Consider the following 26,244-nt stretch of genomic DNA (forward strand, 5'->3'; position numbering starts at 1 on the left):
ACTATTAATAGTCCTTGACCGAATCAATCAAATCATCCATATCGGCTACGAGATTATCGACATCCTCTGTGGTGGTTACATTGCCGCTGACAATCAGTTCGCTTGAAAGGTCATCCATCTTATCGGTGATTGCTTTCATGATATCAATTTTTGCCTCAATTTCAGAGGCGATCCTTGGTGAGTACTCATCTGCAAGGCTTATCATGGTGTATGCTGAATCCCTGTGCTTTTCAAAGAGCTTTGCTGACTTGTCTACGCCTGTGATGAATCTGGTGTATGTCAATTGCGGCGGCTCGAAGCGTTTTGCTATCAAATCACGTGCAGACTTTTCCTTTGACTGGAACTTCTTGTTCAAATCGTCCAGCTCCAACTGATAGTCAAGGTATTCGGGAATGATCTGTGCCTTTGAGGTTGAGGTTTCAACCTTAGGGGTTTCCTTAATCTCCTTTTTAGGTTTTCTTTTCGGAAGTTCAGGCTTGACATCGTTATCATTTCTTGTAAGTTTGTGTATTCCGAATCCTATTGCAAGTGCCGGAACCTCAAATACGAGTGCAAACATGATTGCGCTTAAAATGATCATACTGTTGAATGAGAAAAGCCCTATGCCAAATGCCACAAGGAATATGACAAATGAGAATATTTTTGTTTTTGACTGCACATATCCTCCGTTAGGGGTTTGCCAATAGAAGAACAGATGATACAAATCCTGAAGCAATCCGTAATCGTTATAAATTAACTTGTTTACCGGCGGTTCGCCCTTGATTTTATGGAATATGTATCCCAAAAGAAATGTAATCAGCCCGAAAACAAGCGCAAGAGGTATTGCAAGAGGATATGATGGTGTTAACAACCAGAATATGGATAGATACAGGAATACTGCAATTCCTGAAAGCTTTGATTTTGCCAGGATGCTTCCCTGAGGATAGTTCCAGTAGAATAATCTGTGAATAAGGTCATCCTTTGGAGCTGTCAGGGCATTGACCTGCCTGAAGGTATTGCATCTGCATGATGGACAGAATTTTGTTCCGTCGTCAACTTCTTTTCCGCAATTGTTACATATCTTTGACATATCTATTCCTCAACTAAAAAATCCTCATAGGTTAAAGTATTAAGTTCTTCATCTGTGATGTCTTCCTGTGGAGCCAATCTGTTTGCCTGGGCTGTTATAACCTCTTCAAAGAAGTTCCTCACTGCCCTTCCGTTTGCAAAGTTGTCTGACTTGTGCTCGCACATCTTGGCGAAGTACTGCCTTGCATAATCGTCTGCCGGCCCGTCAAGCGTAAGGTTCGCATCGCTGCACATGAGCATGAAAATGTCATAGAGCTCCTCTGCGGTGTAGTCCTCGAAGTATATGAACTTGTTGAACCTTGACTCAAGGCCAGGGTTTGAATGAAGGAACCTTTCCATCAGTGCAGGGTATCCCGCTACGATGACGATGAGGTCATCACGGTTGTCCTCCATTGCTTTTAATAGGGTGTCGATGGCTTCCTTTCCATAGTCGTTTTCGGAAGATGATGCCAGCGAATAGGCTTCGTCGATAAAGAGTATTCCTCCCATTGCCTCATCGATGACTCCCTTTGTCTTTATGGCGGTCTGGCCAACATATCCCCCGACAAGGCCTGACCTGTCGGTTTCGATGAGGTGCCCCTTGGACAGCAGTCCAATCTCATGGTAGATTTTGGATAGAAGCCTTGCCACAGTAGTCTTGCCCGTTCCAGGGTTTCCGCTGAAGACAAGATGAAGGCTCATTGCAGGCTGCTTGATGCCGCGCTCCTCCCTTAACTTTCTGATTTGAACCAGATTGATCAGTGAGTTCACGTCCTTCTTGACACGCTCAAGGCCTATAAGCCTGTTCAGCTCCTCAAGATATTCATCAAGGGAATGGCTTTCCTCATCCTCCTCTTCGGGAGTTTCGAAATCCTTCGGAATCGCATATGAAAGGCCGTCATCCTCGATGAGATAGTCGCCCAGTCTCTTTTCCAGCCTGTCAATGTAATCGGTGTACTTCTCATAGACTTCAGGGTTTAGCTCGCCGTCAACTGTCAGGAAGAACTTTCCAAGGAATTTGTATGACTCGAAAAGCTCGTTGCATGCCCTAACACCTGTCATGTCATAGTTTCTTGCGAACTGGTCAAGCTCATGAAGGCATTCGAATGACATCGGCATCTCCTCGATTTCAACGTCCGTGAGCTTCATGATGTCCTCTTTGGTGTAATAGGAAACGAGAAGCTCGTTTATGAAGTTGAGCTCGTTGTCGGTGATGACTCCGTCGCCCAGGCCGAGAAAGCTCAAATACCTGAACAGGTCATCAAGCACCACAACCTCAAGTGAGGCGTTCTGTGTGCTGATTGTGGGACATTGCTCCCTTAAAAGGCCGATGTCCAATGTCCTGATTAGAAACAGCATTCCTGAGAGGTGTTTTTTGAGATAGTCCATTTCAAGCTTTTCGGTTTTGGAGCCGCAACCCGGACATGTGATTTTCGAGTCGTCCAATACCTTTCCGCATTTTGTGCAAATTGTCCATTCCAACATAAGTATACCTAAAAATAGTTTTGACTTGGGGGATTATATAAGTTGTGATTATTCAATCGGGAATGCATATCTGGTGGCGTTTTCAAGCCTCTCATCCAGGAGGTCATCACTGAAAAGCCTTAAAAGCACCTGCCTTGGAACGTAATACTCGTCGGTGCCCGGATTTATTATGATGCCATCCATGCCGTTTGAAAGTATGAAATCGAAGACCCTGTGCTTGTTTGTCACCTGGACATAGTAGTGGTATTTAAGGGTCTCGTGGAAGCTGACGATTGCATCGGTGTCGGTGTATACAACACCGTAATGGTCCCTTCCGCTCTTTTTAGTATATAATGTGAAGGTGAATGAATCATCCCGTGATATTATCCCGTCTTCGGCAATTCCGCTCAGGTCCTCCTCGCTTACAACTACATTCAAAAGCAGTGAGTCCACCAAAAGCCTTGAGATTTCATCGTACCTGTTGAAATTGGATGGGTCTTTGATGAAACTTCTGAGGGCCACGTTTTTCTCGGACAGTGCCATCTCCCTTAACCTGGATGGGTCAAGTCCCCTGTTTTTGCGGGTTTCGTGTGAACGGGGAATCTTCTTGAGCATGGCGTTATCTATGCAGAGCTCATCGCTTTTGAGGTCTATGAGAATGCCGTCGAATCCGAAATCCCCGACAAGCTTTACATAATATTCTATGTCATTGGCAAACCTGTCGAAATCCTCGGAATACTTTTTAAGCTCGTCATCGCTTGTAAACAATGGAAGAAGTTTTGTTCCGTCATCGACCTCTATATGCGGAAAGCTGAGGTGCTCGCCGTCAAAGACAACAGGCATCAGCAGTTCGCTGAACCTGAGCTCCATGAGAAGATTCTCATACATGTCCTCAGGGGGCTGTGTATTGTTCCTGTAGAAATTACTTATCTGTGAAATGGTTGATTTCAGATACTTATTTGTTTCGCTCATCACTACTTACTTTATACCTCTATGTATTTAAAAATATTTTTGTTAATAAACACAATAAAGTGAAAAGAAACAGGAAAAGAACAAGAAACAATTAAAGTCTATTATGTAAAATAAAAAGAAAACACATGAACAGCAAGCCTACAGAAGATGAGATTTGGTCAATCATAGGATTCATAAAGATTTCGAATGCCCGGTACAGGACGCTTCAGTCATTGAGGCATGAGAATCTTATGCCCTCCGAAATCTCCAAAAGAACAAGGCTGACACCGGCCCAGGTATCAGTGGCTCTTCATGACATGAAAAAGAAGAAATTAGTGAGATGCATGAACGAGACAGCCAAAAAGGGAAGGATATACCAGTGCACTAATCTGGGACGGGAAATAATTGAAATACTGGAAAAGACCGGTTTTAAGAGTGATGACTAGTCAAGCACTTCGTGTCCGCATTCTGGACAGAAAAGAGAATCGGAATCTATTTTTGCGCCGCAGTTGGTGCAGTACACATCATCGCTGTATATGATTGCCTTTCTTGCCTCAAGCTCCTCGGCTGAAATCTTTCCTTCCTCAAAGAGGCTCTGAAGCTCTAGAAGGGCATCGATTTCATCAAAGTCCTGGTTGTAGATGTTGTCCTCGATGATTTCCTTCAATGGAACGGCATTGTCCTCATTGATTTCAAAGGTGATTTCCTCATCGTCGTTTGTGGTGATCTTGAATATTTTTTTCGACCAGCTTCCATCCTCAAGCTCTATTTCAAGCATGTCGGAGTAGGGGATTTCTTTTCCTGTTTCATCTATGGTGATTCTGTCATGGTGAAGGATCAAATCGCTTCCTTTTGTCTTGTCGTCTTCCTTTATGTTGATCCATACCTTGCGCTCGGTGAATATGATTTCCTTCTGCCTTTGGATTTTGGCAAGTTTCATGTTAATGGAATCGACGGAACCTTCAAATTCATCAATCAGTTCCTCTGTGATTTCATCCTCGTTTATGTCAATCTTTTTTGATGCAAGGAACTTTAAAAACACTTTATTTGGAGAGCCCATTATGTTTAATAGGTCATGCTCCTCGAGAAGCTCCTTGTTCTTGTCGAGAGTATCGAATGAAGAATTTTTAAAGATATTCTTGAGTTCCATGATAATATGTATGCAATCAACTGACTAATATATTTTTATTTAAAGTTTTCAAATCATCTCTGCAAGAAGATAGTCCTGCATGAAGACAAAAAGTATCTTCGCCTTGGTGCTCCTTTCAAAAAGTTCACTGATTTGTGATGCGGATTTGGCCTCATCAATAAGCGTATATGAGCTGTTTGCTACATATCCCACAGTCATTCCCTGATATTCAACCCGGATGGCATCCTTGTCATGCTCGTTTTCAGGGTCTCGCAAATGCTATTCATCCATAGTTCTCGCCTACCCATCCGTAGTTGACATCCTCTGAGCATCCGCATTCGGGACATTCCTCATATTCCTCATCAAATACCGCTCCGCAGTTAGGACATTCCCACATTTTATCTCCTCTGTCTATTCTTCCCAGTCGTCAAAGTCAAAGTCCGGATCGAATCCGCAGTTTTCACAGTATGGTTCGAAATCGGACAGTATTGAACCGCATCTTGGACAAGTCTTCATCAAATCACCTCACTCATAGAAATCCGGGTTAATATAGTCCGGCTCCTCCAGGTTGTCCTAATCGAAATATTCATCATCATATATTCCCCAGTCAGGGCTGTCTGAGAGGTCTGAACCGCAATTTTCACAGGTTGCCCTTGAAGGGTCATTCAAATGTCCACAAACATCACATGTTATCATATTATCACTTATCTTACGTAAATTATTAATAAATATTATTCATTTTCTCAATAATCAAGTTCCAATAAAAATTCCAAATAATAGTTTCATTTATTGACCAAAATATTTCTTAAATAATAATATGAGCAGTTAAGATTATATTTTACACCTCTGATTAAAATGCTTTAGTTGATGGTTATAAATGTGTAAATATAATGAGATAAAAAAGTTATAATTTAGTTATTAAATAAAAATATATTTAATAAGTGATTATGTCTTTTGTAGATGGAAAATTAGATTTAAACCATCCACAATAAGAACAGAATACTGATAAATATTTAAAGATTTAGTGCAATATGTCAGATAGTCATTATACATCGATGTCATCATCTATAAAATCATCGAATACATCATCATCTATATCATCAGTATAATAATCTATTTCCCCATCTCCATCTTCATCTATACCATATTCATCGATGTCACTATCTTCATCATAATCAAAACCATAAGTGTCAGGATTACCATCACCAGTAGTGTCTGCTGCGTAAGTATCAGCATAGCCATCACCATTGACATCAGCTGCAGCAATATCTATGTTTCCATCTCCATCAGTGTCCTGGCCAACAAAATCAATATATCCATCACCATTAATATCTGCTGCATAAGTATCTGCATTTCCATCACCGGTTGTATCAGCTGCGGCAAAATCAGCATAACCATCACCATCAGTATCATAGACTCCATAATCTACATTTCCATCACCAGTAGTGTCATATTCTACAGAATCAATGTATCCATCACCGGTAGTGTCATATGCATATGTATCAGGATTTCCATCACCAGTTGTATCAGCTGCGGCAAAATCAGCATAACCATCACCATCAGTATCCGCTTCAACGTAATCAATATTCCCATCACCGGTTGAATCTACACCTACTGTATCAATATTCCCATCACCAGTTGTATCCATTGCAACAGTATCGTAATTACCATCACCATCAGTATCACTTACAATTGTATCATAATTACCATCACCATTTGTATCAGATACAACACTTTCTTTGTAACCGTCTCCATCAATATCTACTTGTTTTTCATCAGCCATAATATCACTATTCCCTCATAAGTTCATTATATCTTTGTTCTAAGTTAAACGGATCCCTATCAACTAATGTTGATACTTTTGGAAGTCCTTCTTTAGTATAATTAATTGTAAAATATTCTCTAGGTTTTTTAGTTTGAGAATCTGTAGGTTTCTTTTCTTTATCTTCTTTATTATTATTTTTAGTATAAGTCAAATTATCATCAGATAATATTGTACCAATATTGGCCGCCATCAACACAGGAATCCCCACTCCTGTTGCCATGCCCGCAGCAGTCAAACCATACAGCCCTAATCTTTTAAGATTTTTATTCCTTCTTTGAATTTTTTTATACTCTATTTTTTCTTCCCGACTTAAGCTTTCAAAATGTTTTCTTTCATCTTTCTTCTTTTCATTTTCCTTATCTGCCTGATCATCAATTTTATCAAATACTATTTGTAGTTGTTCAAAGTTCGGAACAGAATCATATTGTAAAACTTGGTCTTTAATATTTTTTACATTATTAAAAAAACCCATTTTAAACACCAATATTATAATTTTGTTCCACAGGATTCACAAAACAAAAAACCCTCTTCAATTTGAGAACCGCAATTTGGACAAGATTTCTTATCGTTTTGAATTTCAGGAGAATCATTTTCAACTTTTTGATTAAAACTATCATAAAAACTAGGTTGAGAATTATTATTATCAATTTGAGATGAAATATCATTTTCTAATTTTTTTATCTCAGATTCCAATAAATTTATCTTAGATTCTAATTTACCTTGTTCTTTAACCAAATTTTCGTTATTATTTTGCTCTTCTTCTAAATCATCAGTTAATTGTTTAATAACCTCACCATATTCCCTATGTAAATCCTGTTGTATTTTTAATTGATCTTCAAGTTCTTTTTTTAGTTTAGCCACTACATTTTTTTGCTGATTTACAGTTTTATGCATATCCCTTGTTAAATTCTTGTGTTTTTGAATATCTTCCTTTAAAAAGTTATTTTCTTTAGATAAAATTTCAATCAATGAATCTTGCTGCTTAAACCTTGCATCTAATTGGGATAACAAATCATCCTGTTTATCAATGATTTTTTCAAGCCTTTCAACATAATCTTTTTCAGTTGTTATTAAATTACACCCATCTTTATAATATTAATTATCTGTTTATCAACAATAGTATATAAAAAATTAGATTTTCTGCGGCACTATTTTAAGTAATTTTCAATGAAATTATTAAAAGCAATATTGTCCACAAAACCTGCACTATAAACTATGCCTGCACGTTCGTATCTTCTGTAATAAGTCTGTAGGCTCGATTCATAGGATGATTCCAATTCTCTGTCGTGTCTTTCACGGGCAAGTTGCTTACATACAGATGGAATTATATTTGAACACCTATAAGATCTTGAACGTGTTCTTTGACGGTTAGGTTCATAATCTTCTGATATTGAAACTACTCTATAAACAATTCTGGAATTTTTTAAGAAATTCCTGATATCTAAAAAATCAACATTATCTTTGTTTTTCTCATAATATTCCTCATAAATCAAAGGTAGGGCAATTGTTACTGTTTCTAATGGCTTTGCTGCAAGTCCATTTAACATTCGGTCTGAATATTTTAAAAGAACTTTATCTAATAGGAAAAGTTCATGTTCCAATTCATCATTATAGTTTTTATTTTTTAAGTTTTCAACAACTTCGACTAGAGTGCATTTACTGGAGTTTCTGCAGAGCAGGTCTCCCTTAAACTCAATTAGGAAAATAAAGAAATTCCCATCTACTTTTTTATACCAGATTGCATCGGTTGTTTTTGGAGTTATTGATAGATTTCCCTCTCTAAAAATATTGCATGAGTGGCAAATGTCATCAAGAGCATACATTTTAAACTCATTTTCTCCATTTTCCATTGGAAGAATTGATATTCCCTTTGTGTTTTCAGCTATTTCATGGGCTTTTTTGTAGAATTGCGGGAATGATTGGAGAAATTCCACAAATAGGGTTTCTTCAGTTGTTAATGTCATTTTTACTCCTTAAACAATATTTTAGCTTTGAGCTTATCTAGTTCATCATATGGACTAGTTAAATTTTCATAAACTGCTCCCATGTTTTTAGGGTTAATCTTTCTGAAGTTATACTGGTTATTACTTTGTTTTTGTGTCAGATAAAAATTAGTATCACTTAATAAATCATAATACTGAGAGTAAAGTGAAATTGCCTCAATAAACATCGGACTATGGGAGTTCAGATATATATGAATGTTTAACTCTTTTGCAAGTAAAACCAGGATTTCTGCAAATTTGATTTCCCATTGAGGATGAAGGCTTGCTTCAGGCTCATCAATGATTAAAAAGGAGTTTTCATTTAATTTATTGTTTTGAAGAAGAATTTGAATTATTCCAATTTCCTTGATTCCAGATGAGTTTTCCTGAGACATTGGACAGTCACTTTTAATAATGTCTTGGATTTTTGAGAGAATTTCAGAGTCATTATTAACAATATCTTCTTCTAAAGCTTCCTTAATGTGAACTATATGATCAAATCTCAGTATTTCCAAATCCTTTAAATCAAAAACAGAAATATTATCAAGATAAAAAATATCTGAAGGGATAAAATCAGTTTCAAATTTAACATTTGAATCATTTAAATCAGATAAATCTTCATTATCAAGCAAGTAATCTATTGATTCATCATCAATTTCTGATTTTAGATAACAATATAGAATTTTTGATACCGTTGATTTACCGCTGGAGTTGACTCCACCAACCACATTAATTTTTTTAATATTGATTTCAGCGTTATTTATTTGTCCAAAATCATTTATTTCCAAATCCATGAATTATCCTCCATTTATCATCATTCTGTTACTTCTATGAATTTTTCCCATATTTTTACCATAGCATAAGTATCAAGTTTACAGTATTCAAGTAAAGCCCTGATTATTTCCTCTTTTTCAGGAGGATTATCTTTTAAGCTTAAAAATGCGTTTGATGCCTCATCACCTTTATGAATTAATGACAATTCACTATAATCCAGTTCAGGATCATTCGGGAATAATGCAGGCAATACTTTTTTAATTGAATAGGAACCTTCCATCTCTTTTGTATAGTAATCTCTATTTCTAAAGGGCACCATCAAATCAACCATATTGGCATTGAATCTATCCATTTCAGGTTTTAAATCAGGATACATTTCCCCAATTTCCTTATTACGGGTGGCTTCAAAAGCCTTATTATAGACAATCACACTGCCATCTTCAGGCATATCCCTAATCATGCTTTCAGCGAAGGTCCTGATTAAATTATCATCATTAGATTCTCCTAAAAATTCCTTATGTTCTATTTCTGCACATTCCTCTTTTATTATATGTAACGAATATTGGAAAGGAATCTGCTGATATGCCTTTGTTCCTTCCAATTCAGGAATGGCATACTGACAGGATTCATAATCAATGAAATATAACGGATAGTTAAGATTATCTAAAATACTGTTTATAGCGTCTTTATTTATTTTAGGTTCTCTTTCGTATAATTCAAAATCAATTTGTTCTAGGTATTTTGGATTTATGTCCTCATTTTCCAAATCTTCAAATGAGACTTTACCTTCATCGTATTTTCTAAACTGCACAGATTTCCACATGCCACTTATATCAAAAACATTAGGTTTAGGCAAATCCCTTGTACAGTAATCCCAGAAGGCACATGGATATGGATCAAAACAATTCTTTCCCAAATGTGATTCAGGCTGATTATCGCTGTCATGTTCTTGCATAAACTCATTGATTTTATTAATATTATCTCTTATTTCGTTTTGTTTTGCTAAAACGATATCAGTTAAATCTTCAATATTGAATAACTGGTTAATGTCCAATTCTTTGCCTCTTATGTATTCATTGTTTATATATACAATACATGCTTTTTTAACATTCAAACCTATATTGGATAAGACAAAGTACTGGTATGCAACATCGTCTATGTAAATATCCTTGATTTTAGTGGAACTCTTTACTTCATAGATTTCTACTCCGTCTGAATCATTTTTAAGGACATCCACACTGCAGAAATTGTTATCATAGATAAATGATGCTTCGGTAATGATGTTTGGTTTTTCTTGAAGTAGTTTTTCTGTTTTTTCTATTCTTTTATTAATATTTTCATCAACCGGAACGTCTTTATAATCTCCAAATAAACATTTGGCAAGTTCCCCTACTTTTCTACCGGTTTCAAGAGTGGAATCATTACTCTCAACTTCTCCAAATTCCGGTTTATATTTACTTAACCAAAGAATATTTACACACTGTACACAGCTGCAATACCTGGATTTTGACAAAAATGTTTTGTCCATAATAATAACTCCTTATGTATAGTTTATTATAATTTTTAATATAACTTTGTTTACACTACTTGATTTCAATCTCATACCCGTGCAATTAAAATATAAATTTTGGCATGACAGAATATATTGAATCAAATAAATAAATTAAAAATTAACGTATCTCACTCATTCCAAATAATCGTTTACAAATCATCTTTATCATGAACTTTAATTTTATCTAATTTGTCAATGAAATATGCCTGAAGAGCCATATCTTCACAATAAATATAACATCCTTTCATTCCCCTAGTCATTAAAGTTCTATACGTATTCTTAATTATTTCATCAGCCAAATCTAAAGCTTTCTTTGAATCCGATTGATACAATTTTTTAATACCGAACATTGACCTATCAGTTCTTGCACGCCTATTAAAATCAGTTACAATATGTTCTCCATCAAATCTCATATCTTCACCAATTATTACACCAACATAATCAAATTCAAGTCCTTGTGATGTATGAATGCATCCCACCTCATTTATTGAATCATCATCAATGGCCCATGTTTTACTGTTTCCTAAATTCCAGCTCATTGAAAAGTCATCAATGACGATATCATGAACATCTGAATCCTCTTTTCCTTCACTTATCCAATTCCAGCAGTACCCTGCAATCAGACGAGATTTATTATTCTCTTTATTTTTCTCAAAAATCAAATCTCTCAATTTTGAAGCCGAATCCACTACTCTAAAATCATAGTCAAAGTTAAAACCGTCATAGTTTGCAGTCTCTTCAAGTTCCAATACGTCACTTATCCATGACAAGTAACCATCCGATCCGTTGCACCGGAATTGCGATGCCAACCTAATCTGCTTTACTTCGGCACCAAACTCTGAAGCCCATCGTTTAATTTCTGAAATGCTCCCATAATCCTCAATCGATACCCTTTGAAACTTGTCAATGAAAAACACAGTGAATTTTCCTGCATTCATTATTTCCTTTATTTGATTGTCTCCCTTTTTGAAAAAACCGGTTTTTTCCGTTAACCTGTGTGCCTCATCCACAATAATTGCATCATAATCATTTTCATTAGATTCTATAAATGTTCCGGAGCCTTTGAAGATATTTTTAATCCAACCAACCTTAAATTCTCCTCCTTTCAGCTTTTTATAAAACACTTCACGGGGAGCAGTATTCTTAGTTACATAACAGGAGTTCATGTCATCCTGCATGATATCCACAAGCAAATTGATTGCAACAACCGATTTGCCTGTTCCCGGACCTCCCTCAACTATCAAGACCCTTTTTTTATCATCGATATAGCTCTCACGAGCCATTTCAATTGCAAGCTCATATGCTACCTTCTGCTCATCGATCATGACGAACTCATCATTTCCCTGAAGCATGCTGTACAAAGTATCCTGAAGCCGTTTGGAAGGCCTTATCCTGCCATTGTCTATACGATACAAGAGGCTTCCGTCATCACCATATCGTATATATCTTTTAATGAATTCCCTTAACTTTAAAATATCCTTTTGCCCATATAATGGAGCTTCATCATAATACGGCTTATATATTTCATCAGTTAAAGGATCATCATCCTGAAAATCATAATTATGCAGAAATGCACATGGATACAATCCGATTTCCTCTTCCTCAACCGTTTCGTTGAAGTTCCTTATTAATGATGCATAAGACCATGCCTGGTATGACGGATGAGTCGTTTCATGAACACCCCTTCCAAGAATTGTCTTGACAATCCCATCCTTTCCTTCAACTTTTTCAGCCCAATCCCATTGCTTAAGTTCAATTATAACTACGGAATCATCCTTAGATTGATTCAGTCCGGTCAATATGAAATCTATCCTTTTTGAAGTTGTTGGAATTGTGAACTCAATTGCCACACCACAATCATCCGGAATTTCCGAATCTTCCAGAACATTTCTCATATATACCATTGAATTTCTCCAGGACCTGATTTGTGATTCCGGCGATTTACCTATTTTTGCCAGATACATATGTTCGATTTCATCGGTTATTGAACCGACAAGCACAGAATCACAAAACTCCCCTTTAGTTGCTTCATATACAATCATCTTTAAAGCTCCGTATATTTTTTAGCATTGCCTTTTGACTTGTCAATTGGATATTTAATGGCGTTTTTCTTCATCTTATTTAAAATAATTTCTTTAACATCGAAATCCATTGCATCAGCCATATATAAACAGTATATCAAAACATCAGCCAATTCATCAGCGACTTCATTTTCATCATATTCCTTTTGCCACTGAAAATGTTCGAGAAGTTCCGCCGCTTCAATCGATATAGATTTTGCCAGATTTTCAGGCGTGTGGAATTTTTTCCAATCCCGTTCCTTTTGAAACATTAAAAGTTCTTTTTTTAAATCGTCCATAATAATCATTACATGTTTTGTTAAAATATTATATCTTAATCATAATATTTACATTTGATTAAATTTATTGTCATGTGCAAATGTGCATTTTGTAAAAAATTTGAAATTCCCGAAATAAATAAAAAAACAAGATTTAATAATAACTAACAAATTGTGAAAATCATGAAGACATCTTCAAGTAAGATTAACCCATATTTTTTCGTTATTTAATTACATAAAATTTAGCAGTTTACAGTTTTGATGTTATTTGGATATATAACTCCTCAAGAGTCTGTTCAACTTTATCCTTTTTCAATTCACATTCCCAAACAGTGATTACCTCCCATCCCATTGATTCAAGCTCTTTATGATTACGTTCATCCCGTTCCCGGTTTCCATAGAATTTCTTCTTCCAAAACTCAACATTGGATTTTTGGCATTACGGCATATTTACATCCATCATGAAGATGCTAGAAGCATCCATGGACAAACACAACAGTATTATATTTAGGCAACACGACATCGGGACTTCCAGGATATTTCCTATCGTTCTTTCTGAAGCACAACCCTCTCGAGAACAGATAACTGCGAACAATGATTTCAGGATTGGTGTCCTTGCCCTTGATCCGTTACATTATATAACTGCGTGTCTCTTTGCTGAATTTATCTGCCATGTAAATCAACCCAATATTGCCCAAACATAATGCATTCAATAGTTCTTTTATATGCATTTACACATTAATATGATTTAACCATTTTCCTTACGAAACATTTTAGAACAGAATGATTGGATTCTTGAATACTTCATGAAAACATTCTGCATATCCAATGAGAAATTTCATAATACATAACTTTTTACCAAATTAATGTCAAATATAGATTTAATAAAATATTGTTCTATGAATGGAAATATAAATAATGATTGTCTAATTGTGGTTTTATGAAAAGTGGCATTTACAGATTCATCAATGATCGGACCGGAGAGGTTTATGTAGGCCAGTCACATAATGTTTTTGCCAGAAGAGGCATGCACCACAAGGAGCTTGCATTAGGAACGCACCATAATCCCGGCATGCAAGAGGACCATGACCGGGGCGACAAATTTGTTTTTGAAATACTTGAAAAAATGCCTGGCGCAAGCCGGGAAGAACTGGAAAAACGGGAAATTCATTATATAAAAAAATTCAACAGTTTTTACGAAGGATACAATCAAACTCCCGGCGGAGAATACGATAAGTATAAAGGCCATTATAAACATGGAGGGGGCAGATTGCCATATAATAAATATTCTCCACTCAAACCATTAACTGACTGTCCAGATTGTGGAGGAAATCTTATTAGACGAAAAGGCAAATATGGCAATTTTGCCGGCTGCATCAACTATCCTAAATGCAGTTTTTCTTGTTCCCTGAAAAGAGCGGACCCTGCTTCAATCACTGACATTTGCGAATCCTGCGGCAAAGCACTTCCTGAAGAAAATTATCACATATGTCCATTCTGTGGAAGTTCATGGGATGAAGACTTTGAAGGCGATGAAGAACTGATTTTGAAGTCGAATACATCAGACCCCCATTCAGGAATATCATTTAAGCAATTTCGATCCAAAAAACGAGGATATTTTAACAGATACGATTGTGAATTTTTATCCAATGAGTACGGCATTGACATCATCAATGCAAATACCGTAAAGGAATCAAATTCCATCATCAAAAATTATTTAAAAGAAAACGATTTATGGGATAATGCAATGGAAGACCTTTTCATATATAATATCCGATTAAGCAATGTGCAATATAAACAGGAAATTGGAGAACCCGTCCTCGGAAATTGCCCAGAATGTGGAAACGGCTTAAAGAGAGAATCTGAGTATTTCATTACCTGTGAATCATATCCCGATTGCAATTTTTCATGCATTGAAGATTACTATTATGACCATGTATTAAAATTAAGTTCCGAACGTGAAATCTTCCATTCAGCAAAAAATACAAATACAGAAAATGTTTCCAAAGCAAAAAGTGAAAATTCAAGCATTGAAAAAATGGATTCAAAACCGGATGACAAAATAAAAACTGAAAAAACAACCGCCAAGGAGAACGTTGTTTATTGCAGCAATTGCGGATGCAAACTTAACTTAGAAGACACTATTTGTAAGAGCTGCGGAACTTCCATTGAAGGGACTGTCAGTGAAAAGGATGCAATTGATGAAACAGCAAATATAAAAGATGATGCAAATGAAGCCGATGCCATTTCCAAAGCAACTGAACCTCCAACAAGATGGGAAAAATTAGTAGAGTTGATTGAGAATATATCTATAATGATTTTACTTTTTTCAACATTTGTTTGTCCAATTTTAAATGTAGGATATAATAAGTTAATTGGAGTGATCAGCTTTATTCTAGCCGCATATTCCGTGATATTTTGCAGTATCGCATTAATTACAGAGGGTTTTTCTAATGATGTGAATGGCAGTGATGCAGCTGCCGTGATTATATGTATGCTCTGGAACGGCTTGATGTGCTTTTTATATTATATGTTTTATATAAGTTATATTATAAATCCATGATTTCAATAATCAGCAAGTTTAATGGGGTTTTTAAATTTAATTTTTAAAAATTTGAAGTTTTATTTTTTATTTTTTCAACTTTTTATTCACAACTTATAATCATAAAATTTAATAATCATATAAAACCAAATTAATATTAAGGAAAGATTAAATCAAATATTTAAGATAAACTGAAGTAAAACAGACGTTGCAGATGATGCAACATTCTCAAATTTATCCAGACAATTAAATGAAAAACGAATGAGTGATTATTATGGGATACTGTTTATGTCATCCATGGAAAAAAGGAGACCCGTTTGTACTGTATAACCCTTATATAGGGAAAGATGTCTGCATCCACTGTGGAGGCATCATAATATATGAGGATGAAGATGAAGACAAGCATAAGAAATCCCATAAACATATCAGCAGGCGCGAACACTTTTACAGAAAGGCCAAGGAATGTTCCATAAGGAAAGACCATTCAACTGCAATAGAATTTTATAATGAAGCGTTGAGGTTATCGGTTGGAAATAGTAAAAAATGTGAGGCATTATCTGAAATTGCACTTGAATATGAAGCAATCGGAGACTATGATTCGGCGGAAGCATATTGGAATAGAACCTGTGAAGCCGCAGGGAATTCAACCGTTCATATGTATCTTACGGAAAAAGGCGATCTATTATATCGAAGAGGCCGCTATGAGGATGCAATCAGCACATATGAGGAGGCCCTAAAAGCGCTCGACGCCCTGAAGGACACAGCAATCGGGTCATCCCACCTAATATATTATGCAAGAATAGTCCATTACATCATTTATTCATATGAGGAACTTGAAAAGGACACCCAGAAGGAAAAATATCACAATGTATTAAAGCATGCAATCAGCAGGTATATCCGGGCAAAAGAGTATGCTGATGATGAGTTTAAAGCGAATTATCTCTCAGAAACTGCATGGGCAGCATCTGAACATGAAGGAGTGAATGCCGAGGCGCTGATTCTTATCGATTATGCATTTAAACTTAATCCCCATCGCCCCGCCAATGACTATAACAGAAAGGCAATAATACTGAAAAGGGGCTTTCAGTATGACGAGGCCCTGAAATATTATGACAGGGCATTATCAAAAGAACCCACAAATAAAACATTCCTGGAAAACAAGGCAGCCTGCATGAAAGACAAACTAAAAAGGAAACTGCTTTTTAGAGAAATTGAGCCTCGTGATCTGGAAGTGATCAATGAAGCATTGAAAATACTTCCCAAAGGCTGCGACAACGGCCCATACCTATCCACCAAGGCAGAAATTCTAGACCATCTGGGCGAACCCGTAAAGGCAAGAATCTGTCAGGCTCTTGGAGCCAAACGCTATGATGAAGTGGATAAGGCGGAAAGGCAGCTTAAAAAATTAAAGTCCACTCAAAACTACATCAACATTACGGGAACCCAATACTACAAGAATTTCGCACCGTTCAGTGAAGGAACAATCGTTGATTTGATCAGAGAACCCGACAATCCCCATGACAGGTATGCGATACGCGTTGATATAAAAGGTGAAACGGTAGGTTATGTTGCAAACAACCAGTATACCCTAATCAAGGAGGTCAAAAGCGCAAGAGACCTTAAACATTCCAAATCAACACGTGCCGAAGTGCAGTTCATCCTGTTTAACGAATGGGTTATTGCAAAGCTGATTTGAGATGCCCCATAGCCGAGGCCTATTTTTCATGGCAAACTTAATATACCATTAGAACCATCTAATCATTATGACAACCGAAATCACCGAAATATTAAACGGATTCAAAAAATTCAGCGAAAATCCATATTCAGACGCAATCAAGTTTTTGAAGGAGTACATTGAAGTCGAGCCGACCGACGAAGCCTATTTCGAGCTTGGAAAGGCACTGTTTCTAAACGATGAATACGATGAGTCAATCAGGTATCTGAAACAATCCGCCAATCCGAAATCGGATGCCTATATCGGACTTGACTTCTACAGAATGAGTGATTTCCCCAATGCAATCCGGCACTTCAACGAATTCCTCAAAAGTGATGACAACGAAACCATCATGTCATACCTGATGATTTCCTATGAAAAGCTCAAAGACTGGAGAAATGCGGCCATCACAGGCGAAAGGCTTCTTGAAATCCGCCCGGACAACAAGTCGGTGAAATTCCGCATGGTCGACTACCACTGCAACCTCCGGGAATACGAGAAATCCCTCGACTACATCAATGAGCTTGAAAGCCGGAAACTCAAATTCAAAAAGGGACTGGTTCTCTTCCGCCTCAAACAATATGATGAGGCCATCAAAACGATTGAATCCATAAAGACTGCGGAGGCATATTCCCTGATGGCAAAATCATACCTGAAGCTGAACAAGCATGCAAAAGCGGTTTCATGTGCATTCAAATCCTATGAATCAGGCAAGGATCCTGAAATCATTCTGGAATTTTCGGACATGTATCTTGACAGCGACTATAAAAGAGCAATCCATATCCTGAAAAGGCTGTTGGATGAAAATCCCGGTGACGAAAGGGTTCTTGAAAGGATTTGCAAGGCACATATAGGAAACTTCGAAGCGGGAATGGCCATAACCTATGCCGAAGACCTTCTTCGAGTTAACGAAAGCAACATCACCGCATACGTCACGCTGGCAGAGGCATATCAGAATCTGGGCAACGCTCTGAAATCCCTGGAATACATACAGAAGGGTCTGGCACTGGATCCCAAATCGGTTGAGCTATGGGTCATGAAGGCATGGACGCTTTACCCTCTTGACTTTGAAGGCTTCAGGAAATCCCTAGAAAGGGCAATTGCACTGGATCCCAACAACACCGAAAACCATGTTACATTAATCAGGAACTGCGTATGGGAAAATGAGATGGACAATGCCCGCAGGTATTACGACAGGCTGATGCTCTACAATCCGACATTCTGCAAGAGCTTCGACGAGCTGACCCGGGACATCATAGACTGCCTGAACAGTACTGAATATCTGGCCTGGTGCCCATACTGCGGCATATGAGCTGATAATGAATCTGCCTGCTAAAAAGCCGGAGATGAAATAGATACATGTAAAACACAATTGCCCCTTAATAACCATATTACCATATAATTACAACAATATTTAAGTTTCAATAAAAACAGAATTAATATCAGGAGGGAAAAATTCATGGTTCAATATTGTAGAAAATGTGGAAAGGAACTTGCAGACGATTCTGAATTCTGCGATGGTTGCGGATTTAAGCTTAATGAAAATCCAAATGCCAAACAAGTTGTTAAACACAGTGAAGATAATAAAAATGAATTTGTCACAAAGTTACCGTTGATTCTGGCAGTTGTAGGCATTGTCGTATCCATTGCCGAAGGACTGGGCACACCTATGCTTATGGGATGGGACAATATCCTCACCGCAATGGCAATCGGTATTGTCGGAGGAATAATCGGAATAGTTCTTATGGAGAAACTGGACGAACCTTTAATAGCGGCAGTCGAGTTCATCGCAACCGGTGCATTGGTTTTCATGTTTATAGGAAGATTCGGTGAAATATCAACAATATTATTCATCATAGCGGCCATTCTAACACTTTATTTCAAGGGATACTATGCCCACAACAAGAAGCTGTGGCTTATACCGATTCTGACAGTTGTTTTGATATTCGTAATGATAATAGCCGGCGGAGCATTCTATCAGATGAATGCCGTAAACTCAATTGAGGTTGGAAACATCACCGAAAATATTGGCGATGGCGGCTATGGTTACTTCAACGGCAGCGTTACTGGAGACATATTCGTCGGAACCAATTTCGACTATCTGGAGGTCACCGTAAACTACTATGACAACCAGGACAAGATAATCTATTCAGGAATTGCCTGGAACGATTTGAATCCGGAAAGCGGAAAGACATACCACTTTGACGGAATGTACTTTGATCAGAAACAGCCTGCAAAAGCGGAAGTCAAGGTTGTCGACTCTGCAAAATCCACAACACCACTATATACTGAAAACATAACCATTTCACCTGTAAGTGGAGTTTAAATAACTCCATTTTTTTATTTTTTAATGAATTCCGCATTTAGTTTCGATTCATGAATCGAATATATTCATAGGAAATGTTTATTCAGTTTAGTTGATGAATAGATTTTTTCAAAAAGATCATTCTATAATCAAAAATCCATATATCTAAGTTAATAAGTATGGAAATAATAAAATTGGTTATTTCCTAATATAGATTAGAATTATAACGTATTTAATTAAATATTAAAATAAAATAATAATAACTTATGCACAAAAACATATATTACAATAGAAACAAAATAAAACTAGAGATGATTTCATGAGTGCCAATTTTGATTTTTTAAGAAATTTCGACAATGACCTTCACTATTTGGCCTGCATTATAGAAGATGAAATATATGATTCACCTTCTGCAGTTTTAACCGATGCGACAACATTTCTGGAAATCATAATTTATGACATCTTCAAGAAAAACGAATTAAAAATGGATGATTTGGTATATTTCAAGGATAAAATTATGTTCTTATCTCAGGCCGGTTTTCTAAGCCCCGAATTGAAAAAACATATGCTGAAGGCATATTCAATTAGAAACAAGATGCACAGCTATAACGGAGATGCCAAAAACCATATTCAATTAAACCAGCTAAGAGCAGTTCACCTCCATAAACTCCTCTTTAACGTTTCATGGTTGTATTACAGTGAAAATTCACCTGACCAATTTAAAGTGGCTCAACCAAGTTATATCCATCCAAGCAGGTTGAAAAACGACATATTGATCAAAAGTGAAATAGGAAACGGAAAATGTATCATATGTGAAAGCAAAACCAAATCCGAAGATGAACTGTTCTGCCAAGAATGCAAATACAAAATTGAAAAGAGCGACAATCTGAAAACATTGAGAAAACATTTCGGATTTAAAAAGGGCATCAAGCGAAATGAGCTAATTGAAATGGGCTTTGAAAAGGGATATATAGGGCCGTTCCTTCAAGAGCTGAAAAATGATGACCTGATAAACAGCGTCGGAAAGTTGAATTTCATTGATAAGGAAAACACTGACAGATATGTTGAAGAAGCGGAAGCAATGATAAGCATTGAAAAGCTTCTTAGTGATTTCAAACTGAAAAATCTTGGATTGAATGATATCATAAACCATGAATTTTATCAGAAGGGAAAGGACGGCCAATACCCATATGTTGGTCTTTATCATTTGTTCCGCGAAATATCATTTTCAGAGTTCTTATCCCAAATAAACATGGGCACAAGCATAGAAGAGATATTGAACAAGGAGTATTTAACTTCGGATGAACTGGATGATTGGTATTTCAATAATGATGGTCCAGAACATGACATTTTCAATGAAAAATTAATCGATGAAATTTTTTACTATAAAAGAAGAGATTCAGAAGGGAATTTTAAAATAAGTGATGAAATATTAAGTGCAATCAAGGAAACTGAACTTTATCTTCAAAAAGAGGATGAGCTTTTGTTTACACTGTTTTTAAGAAATACATCCCGTGTAAAAATCACCAAAAAAGAGGCATTAGATGGTGTTGGATTAAGTGAAAATGATCTTGAAGGATTGTTGATAAAATACCCTAACCTCAAGGAAAAATATGACAAGACATACGTTAAAAACAAGATGGATAAATTTTTAAAATTTTGCGATTACTACAACTATACAAACTCCCTTAAAAGGAATGGATTGGTGAAAAAGGACATTGAAGATTGGATAAATGAGGCTAAAAATACGGATAATGAAATCTATTCAAACTTCTTGAGAGATTACGAACAGCTTTCCTTAAAAAAATACATCGAATATAGAAAAAATGGACATACAAAAAACAAATCACTAAAAAAAATCAATTGTGACAGTGAAACCATTGCCCGACTTTTAAGTGAACATGACAATGATTTAGATATTTATCTTGCAAACAGTGCCGCAGAACTGTTGAAATCAGGAAAAACAAAAGAAGAAACATTGCAAAAATTAGATATTGAACAGGAATGGTTCAACACCTCAATTGAAAAGGGAATGAAAGGTGAAGAAACATATGTTGAGCTATATCATGAATACTCCGAAAATTCTATTCCAAGGCAAATGGATGAATTTTTAGAGAATATCAAAATCAAACCATTGAAAAATGTCCTGAAAGACCTTGATATGGATGAAAATGAATTGAATAGATGGTATGAAGAAGGAAAGAATTCAGTGCAACCATATGACAATTTCTATGATAAATTTTTGGAATATAAAAAGGAGACCTATGTAAAAACAATGATCAAAACAGATTCCAAACCAAAAGCATTGAAAAAGTCCTACATGACAAAGGAAGAACTGAACGAATTTGAAGAAGAGTTAAACAATAGAGTTTCAGAAAAATCACTGGAAATTGTTATTGACGAACTTAAAAAAGGAAATACAACCAAAATGGCATCAAAAAAGGCTTCGATAAAAATTTCAGTAATATACGAATGGATAAAACAGGCTTTAAATGGCAATGAATATTATGAAGAGTTTTTAAACGTGTATAAAGAGGAATATTTGATTCCAATTAAAATGGGTTATGCCAAAGGAGTGAAAGAGGGCGCTACAGAAAAGGAAATCATCCGAACATTGAAAAGACATCAATTTTTAGTTAATGATGATGTAAAACACCTGAAACAACTTAACCTATTTCCAAAACCTGGAGACAATGTTATTGAACTGGATGAAGAGCTTGAACTCGATTTGAACGGTCCAATATCTCTTATGGATAAATTAGAAGACTAAAATAATCAATTAATTTAATTAATAAATGTTACAAAATTCGAAAGAGAATATCCTCAAAATTAGAAGATTAAAGCATTTCATGCCATAGTATAACAATTATGTATTCTCCAGTTTTCATAGTATTTTTTTCAAGAAGCATTGTTTTTTTGAGGTTATGATATAATTTCTTAGTTTACATGTTGCTAACAATACACCAGTTTTTTGATATATTCCAATGTATCGTTTAAATTGAAGAAATGATAAGATATTCATAGACTAATCGATATAAACCATGGAATAATTTAACCTAAATGTAAAAATAATTATAGTTAATTACATGGAAAAAAGTAGTCAAAAAAGTAAAAGAAATGGGAGCTGAACCACTCCCCAAGTTTAAATTTATTTTTTGGAGCGTCTTGCGACACATATTATGTTAGTATATAATATTTTACACTAAATCACAAAAAAGCATTGGAAACTAAAAATTTTTCATATAGATTTACATGACCCCTATTGAATCACTTTTCAACAAAAATTTAAAAGTGAACAAAACATAAATATATTCAATTCATTGCTTAAATGGCCATTACACTAAAACATGGCAAAAGCAAGGAATTGAATTAAAATCAAGAGGTGACAATATGGCGGAAACAAAAGAGCTGGTGATTGTAATTGTAGGATACCTTGTCTCACTCGTATCCCCACTTATCGGCGCAATCATAGGTGCAGTGCTGTTCTTCACACAAAAGGAAAATCCTTTCTACAACAAGCATGGAAAGTATATAATCATCTTTGCGATAGCCGTATGGATTATCAGCATAATCCTTGTTACAGCAGGACTGTTCCCATCACTATTTTAGCTTATCTATACGATAAGCTCTTTTTCTTTTTTTTCAATTCCTCTTATTTTAAAAAAAATAGGAAACCTGATTATCTCATGCAGCTGCAGAGATAATTCCAGATATCATTTTCAGACATTTCAGGCCAGTTCTCCTTTATCCCCTTAAACAGGGTTTCCATATATGACAGGGATGGCTCATTGTATGTGCGAAGCTTGTTGTTGGTTATTGTCTTAACCTCAAAGCCGTCCATCTCTTCAAGGTCGATGATGTCCTCATACCATTCGCCTTCTCCAGGGCAGCGGCCTCCGTTTTCCTCGCATGAGACATGCTCGAACTGCTCGCGTGTTATGAGATATGCAACTCCAAGGGATTTTCCCTTTTTGGTGGTGTCCAGAAATGAGACGCCCCCTCCCCAGGAGCTCAGGTTGCCGAAATACATGTCGAAAGGTATTTCCACGGTCTTGACAGCCACTGGAAGTGTCATGTCCTTGCAGGGTGCGCGCCATGCGCTGGTTCCGTATGATCCGCCCACGATATATCTCATGAAGCTTTCATAAAGCATGTTGCTTCCGTAGGAAACGTACCAAACATGCTCCTTCCATGCAGGAATCTTTTCAAAGCCTGAGCAGTCCCCAAGATAGACATAGACGAATGCAAATGTTGACTCCCCGTTCAGGGTTATCTTTTCGCACTTTTTCACGTAAAGGCTTCCCTCGCCCTCAAGGGCATCTATTGAAGGGATGTCCTCAACGGGAACGCTGTACACCTCCCCTATGACAAGTCCGTCACCGGGGATGATTGCAGGATACCATCCGCAGTCATACATCTCATAGCCTTCAATGACAGTCTTGCCGAGGAATGTGCTGTGGCTCATGAATCCGTTGTTTGTCTCGCCCTTCATGAGGGTTCCATAGACAAAGACCTTTCTATGGCTGAAGTATTTGTTGACCGCCTTGATTTCGTCCTCATAGCTTTCGCCCCACGGGCCTTTGAACTTGCCCTGAGCCTCCATGTCCTCGAACTTGGCGATGATGCCTTCCATCATTTCGCTGAATTCAGGGCAAAGGTCAGCGTGGAGATCAAGGAACTCATTGAGTCCCGCCTTCATGAATATGTTCAGAGCTTCAATCTGGCCCTTGAGTCCCTCATAGCCGTGGCCGGTGAGGTTTCTTGCGGTGGACATCTTAAGGCCCTTTGAAAGGGCGGATGTTTCCTTGATTGTAAAGGATTCGGAATCTGTCATGTATGCCTTCATGAGTGTCGCTGTTGCGAGGTATGTAGGCAGGTGGCAGAATTCGACTCTTGCATCGCTTGGAATGCTATAGGAATCGAAGAGCTTGAAGCTTCCGTCTTCGTCCTGGAAATCAATGATGGCGTTGAGGTTACAAACCCACTGCTTGTCATTGAAATCAGTTTCTTCGGAAAGGAAATCCTTCATGCTCAAAAGCATTTCGGAAAGTTCGTCAAACTTAGGTTCATTGTGTTTTTGTTTTTCGAGTTTTATCATTTTCATGGTAATGGCTCCTGTTAAGTTTATTTCAAAAAAGTTTGTCCTGAAAACATTTGGTGGATGTCTTTAGACATAGTTTATTATATATTTTTACACATATATAAATCTTTTGGTCAGTTACATATAAAATCATGAAATCGTTAGTGACATTTCTAATGTTCAACTATATTGATTAAACATAATTTATAAAAATTTGTTAAAATTAAAAAATCATTCATCAAAAAATTATTATAACCTTTTAGATTAATGTAATTTGTTCAATCGCAAAAATAAGGAAAAAACATTGAATTGTTTCCCTTAAAGAAATTTATACTCCACTAGTTTATTTTAAGAACTTCCAAAACATAGAATTAAACAGACCTAAAAGCCAAAACTGTATATTAATTAATAATAACAAAACAAACCAAAACAATGCGACCATTATGAAAATTCTAAACAAAATACGTGAAAATTTAATAAAAATATATGAAAAACTAGATAAATGTATAAATACATGATACACACATAATATTATCACAGAGCATTTAATGCTTGCGAAAAGAATATATATAAAATTTTGGAGGAAATATGAAGATATTGAAAATATGTCTGATATTAACAATATTATTGCTAAGCATTGGAATTGTTAACGCTGCAGACGATAATCAAACAGATACTCTTGAAATAAACGAAGATAATCAAGAATATGTATTTGAACAAACTACTATTAACGAAACACAGGACACCGTTCAAACAAATGAAGAGAATTTAATTACCGCTAGCAATGAATCAAATATAATCTCATCAATGCAAAAACCAACATTGACATATGAATATGACGAAGACGAATATGAATATGACGATGAATATGAATATGAAATTGATCATGACACCATAGCTGCAAAAGCAACACTAGCAGACAGGACATTCAAAATTGGAAAATATTCCGTAACGATCAGCAAATATGATTATGCCATATTTTATAATGCACATTATGCGGAAGACCTTTTTTATGAGGAAGATTACCTTTACGATTCTGGAGATGAATTTGACTGGTATACTGTTAATTCTCAAGGATTATACTATTCAGTGAAAAAATATACTGGAAAAACAGTCAAACAAAAATTAGGATTTGGGTATAAAGGAACTAAATACAAAACAGTTAAATCATTTTACACCAAGAAAAAAGCAAAAAAATATATAAAGAAATTACATCCAAAGTTCCGATACTCTATAAAAAAAGTTAAAGTGAAAAACAAAACCAAATATAGAATAATCAAAGAAATTACAAAATATAAAAAAGTAGTAACTAAAAAAGCTAAGGTTTACATGATAATCCGATTTGGAGGCATGCAAAGCGGTTTCCCTCATAAATATAGTGTGGAATTGACTACTAATTATGAGAATCCGGGTTATGATATTGTAAAAGGCGGTTTATTTAAGTATAAATCCAGTTATAGCTTACGTGGCGTAAAAACTGCTAAAGTCAAATCTTATTGGTAACATTGCGAATTGATAAAATTCATTCAAAAAAATAAAAG

General features: G+C 36.1%; 25 protein-coding genes. 8 read left to right on the plus strand and 17 right to left on the minus strand.

Going from position 1 to position 26,244, the window contains the following annotated elements:
- Positions 1–4: 4 nt before the first annotated feature.
- Genes E7Z79_RS02295 through E7Z79_RS02305 form a run of 3 tightly spaced genes read right to left on the minus strand, consistent with a single transcriptional unit; the run spans position 5 to position 3,483 of the window.
- Entirely contained in the window at positions 5–1,069 is a 1,065-nt protein-coding gene (locus tag E7Z79_RS02295; protein WP_303738364.1) for a zinc ribbon domain-containing protein, read from the minus strand.
- A 2-nt stretch (positions 1,070–1,071) separates the two neighbouring features.
- Positions 1,072–2,532, minus strand: coding sequence for an AAA family ATPase (locus E7Z79_RS02300; RefSeq protein WP_303738365.1), 1,461 nt, complete (start codon positions 2,530–2,532; stop codon positions 1,072–1,074).
- Between the two features lie 48 nt (positions 2,533–2,580).
- The gene (locus tag E7Z79_RS02305) at positions 2,581–3,483 is read right to left on the minus strand and encodes an SseB family protein (protein WP_303738366.1); all 903 of its coding nucleotides are present in this window, start codon (positions 3,481–3,483) and stop codon (positions 2,581–2,583) included.
- A 125-nt stretch (positions 3,484–3,608) separates the two neighbouring features.
- Between E7Z79_RS02305 and E7Z79_RS02310 the strand changes: the two genes are divergently transcribed.
- Positions 3,609–3,908: a helix-turn-helix domain-containing protein gene (locus E7Z79_RS02310; RefSeq protein WP_303738367.1), complete on the plus strand. Its 300-nt coding sequence runs from the start codon at positions 3,609–3,611 to the stop codon at positions 3,906–3,908.
- Here E7Z79_RS02310 and E7Z79_RS02315 read toward each other — a convergent pair.
- The 13 genes from E7Z79_RS02315 to E7Z79_RS09695 all read right to left on the minus strand — a co-directional run bounded on the left by E7Z79_RS02315 (position 3,905) and on the right by E7Z79_RS09695 (position 13,688).
- Positions 3,905–4,612 carry a zinc ribbon domain-containing protein gene (locus tag E7Z79_RS02315; RefSeq protein ID WP_303738368.1) on the minus strand — a complete coding sequence of 236 codons (708 nt, stop codon included), beginning with the start codon at positions 4,610–4,612 and terminating at the stop codon, positions 3,905–3,907. The genes E7Z79_RS02310 and E7Z79_RS02315 overlap by 4 nt on opposite strands.
- A 48-nt stretch (positions 4,613–4,660) precedes the next feature.
- Positions 4,661–4,867 (minus strand): hypothetical protein, encoded by a 207-nt coding sequence (locus E7Z79_RS02320; protein ID WP_303738369.1) that lies wholly within the window; start codon positions 4,865–4,867, stop codon positions 4,661–4,663.
- 135 nt (positions 4,868–5,002) lie between these two features.
- Complete coding sequence (locus tag E7Z79_RS09690) at positions 5,003–5,107, minus strand: zinc-ribbon domain-containing protein (RefSeq protein WP_369693419.1); 105 nt, start codon at positions 5,105–5,107, stop codon at positions 5,003–5,005.
- A 57-nt stretch (positions 5,108–5,164) separates the two neighbouring features.
- Positions 5,165–5,287 carry a hypothetical protein gene (locus E7Z79_RS02325; RefSeq protein WP_303738370.1) on the minus strand — a complete coding sequence of 41 codons (123 nt, stop codon included), beginning with the start codon at positions 5,285–5,287 and terminating at the stop codon, positions 5,165–5,167.
- A gap of 349 nt (positions 5,288–5,636) precedes the next feature.
- The gene (locus E7Z79_RS02330; protein ID WP_303738371.1) at positions 5,637–6,374 is read right to left on the minus strand and encodes a hypothetical protein; all 738 of its coding nucleotides are present in this window, start codon (positions 6,372–6,374) and stop codon (positions 5,637–5,639) included.
- 7 nt (positions 6,375–6,381) lie between these two features.
- Positions 6,382–6,888, minus strand: coding sequence for a hypothetical protein (locus E7Z79_RS02335; protein WP_303738372.1), 507 nt, complete (start codon positions 6,886–6,888; stop codon positions 6,382–6,384).
- Positions 6,889–6,902: 14 nt separating this feature from the next.
- Positions 6,903–7,427: a zinc-ribbon domain-containing protein gene (locus tag E7Z79_RS02340; RefSeq protein ID WP_303738373.1), complete on the minus strand. Its 525-nt coding sequence runs from the start codon at positions 7,425–7,427 to the stop codon at positions 6,903–6,905.
- A gap of 137 nt (positions 7,428–7,564) precedes the next feature.
- Entirely contained in the window at positions 7,565–8,380 is an 816-nt protein-coding gene (locus E7Z79_RS02345; protein ID WP_303738374.1) for a hypothetical protein, read from the minus strand.
- 2 nt (positions 8,381–8,382) lie between these two features.
- Positions 8,383–9,192, minus strand: coding sequence for an AAA family ATPase (locus tag E7Z79_RS02350; protein ID WP_303738375.1), 810 nt, complete (start codon positions 9,190–9,192; stop codon positions 8,383–8,385).
- 20 nt (positions 9,193–9,212) lie between these two features.
- Positions 9,213–10,700 carry a DUF2779 domain-containing protein gene (locus E7Z79_RS02355; RefSeq protein WP_303738376.1) on the minus strand — a complete coding sequence of 496 codons (1,488 nt, stop codon included), beginning with the start codon at positions 10,698–10,700 and terminating at the stop codon, positions 9,213–9,215.
- A gap of 173 nt (positions 10,701–10,873) precedes the next feature.
- Positions 10,874–12,766 (minus strand): DUF2075 domain-containing protein, encoded by a 1,893-nt coding sequence (locus tag E7Z79_RS02360; protein WP_303738377.1) that lies wholly within the window; start codon positions 12,764–12,766, stop codon positions 10,874–10,876.
- Between the two features lie 2 nt (positions 12,767–12,768).
- Positions 12,769–13,083: a nucleotide pyrophosphohydrolase gene (locus E7Z79_RS02365; protein WP_303738378.1), complete on the minus strand. Its 315-nt coding sequence runs from the start codon at positions 13,081–13,083 to the stop codon at positions 12,769–12,771.
- A 449-nt stretch (positions 13,084–13,532) separates the two neighbouring features.
- Positions 13,533–13,688, minus strand: coding sequence for a hypothetical protein (locus E7Z79_RS09695; RefSeq protein ID WP_369693420.1), 156 nt, complete (start codon positions 13,686–13,688; stop codon positions 13,533–13,535).
- Positions 13,689–14,002: 314 nt separating this feature from the next.
- Between E7Z79_RS09695 and E7Z79_RS02370 the strand changes: the two genes are divergently transcribed.
- The 6 genes from E7Z79_RS02370 to E7Z79_RS02395 all read left to right on the plus strand — a co-directional run bounded on the left by E7Z79_RS02370 (position 14,003) and on the right by E7Z79_RS02395 (position 23,232).
- Positions 14,003–15,625 (plus strand): topoisomerase DNA-binding C4 zinc finger domain-containing protein, encoded by a 1,623-nt coding sequence (locus E7Z79_RS02370; RefSeq protein ID WP_303738379.1) that lies wholly within the window; start codon positions 14,003–14,005, stop codon positions 15,623–15,625.
- Between the two features lie 253 nt (positions 15,626–15,878).
- Positions 15,879–17,300, plus strand: a complete 1,422-nt coding sequence (locus E7Z79_RS02375; RefSeq protein WP_303738380.1) for a tetratricopeptide repeat protein — start codon at positions 15,879–15,881, stop codon at positions 17,298–17,300.
- 67 nt (positions 17,301–17,367) lie between these two features.
- A complete protein-coding gene (locus E7Z79_RS02380; protein ID WP_303738381.1) occupies positions 17,368–18,630 on the plus strand; it encodes a lipopolysaccharide assembly protein LapB in 1,263 nt (420 codons plus the stop codon).
- 147 nt (positions 18,631–18,777) lie between these two features.
- A complete protein-coding gene (locus E7Z79_RS02385; protein WP_303738382.1) occupies positions 18,778–19,644 on the plus strand; it encodes a zinc ribbon domain-containing protein in 867 nt (288 codons plus the stop codon).
- A gap of 298 nt (positions 19,645–19,942) precedes the next feature.
- Entirely contained in the window at positions 19,943–22,393 is a 2,451-nt protein-coding gene (locus E7Z79_RS02390) for a hypothetical protein (RefSeq protein ID WP_303738383.1), read from the plus strand.
- Between the two features lie 620 nt (positions 22,394–23,013).
- Entirely contained in the window at positions 23,014–23,232 is a 219-nt protein-coding gene (locus tag E7Z79_RS02395; RefSeq protein ID WP_303738384.1) for a DUF4870 domain-containing protein, read from the plus strand.
- A gap of 70 nt (positions 23,233–23,302) precedes the next feature.
- On the opposite strand, the gene E7Z79_RS02400 is transcribed toward E7Z79_RS02395, so the two are convergent.
- On the minus strand, positions 23,303–24,727 hold the full coding sequence (locus E7Z79_RS02400; RefSeq protein WP_303738385.1) for a gamma-glutamylcyclotransferase: 1,425 nt from the start codon (positions 24,725–24,727) through the stop codon (positions 23,303–23,305).
- A 564-nt stretch (positions 24,728–25,291) separates the two neighbouring features.
- On the opposite strand from E7Z79_RS02400, the gene E7Z79_RS02405 reads away from it, so the two are divergent.
- Entirely contained in the window at positions 25,292–26,206 is a 915-nt protein-coding gene (locus E7Z79_RS02405; RefSeq protein ID WP_303738386.1) for a hypothetical protein, read from the plus strand.
- Positions 26,207–26,244 lie beyond the last annotated feature (38 nt).

It is taken from the genome of Methanobrevibacter thaueri (assembly GCF_015062905.1).
GTDB lineage: Archaea > Methanobacteriota > Methanobacteria > Methanobacteriales > Methanobacteriaceae > Methanocatella > Methanocatella thaueri_A.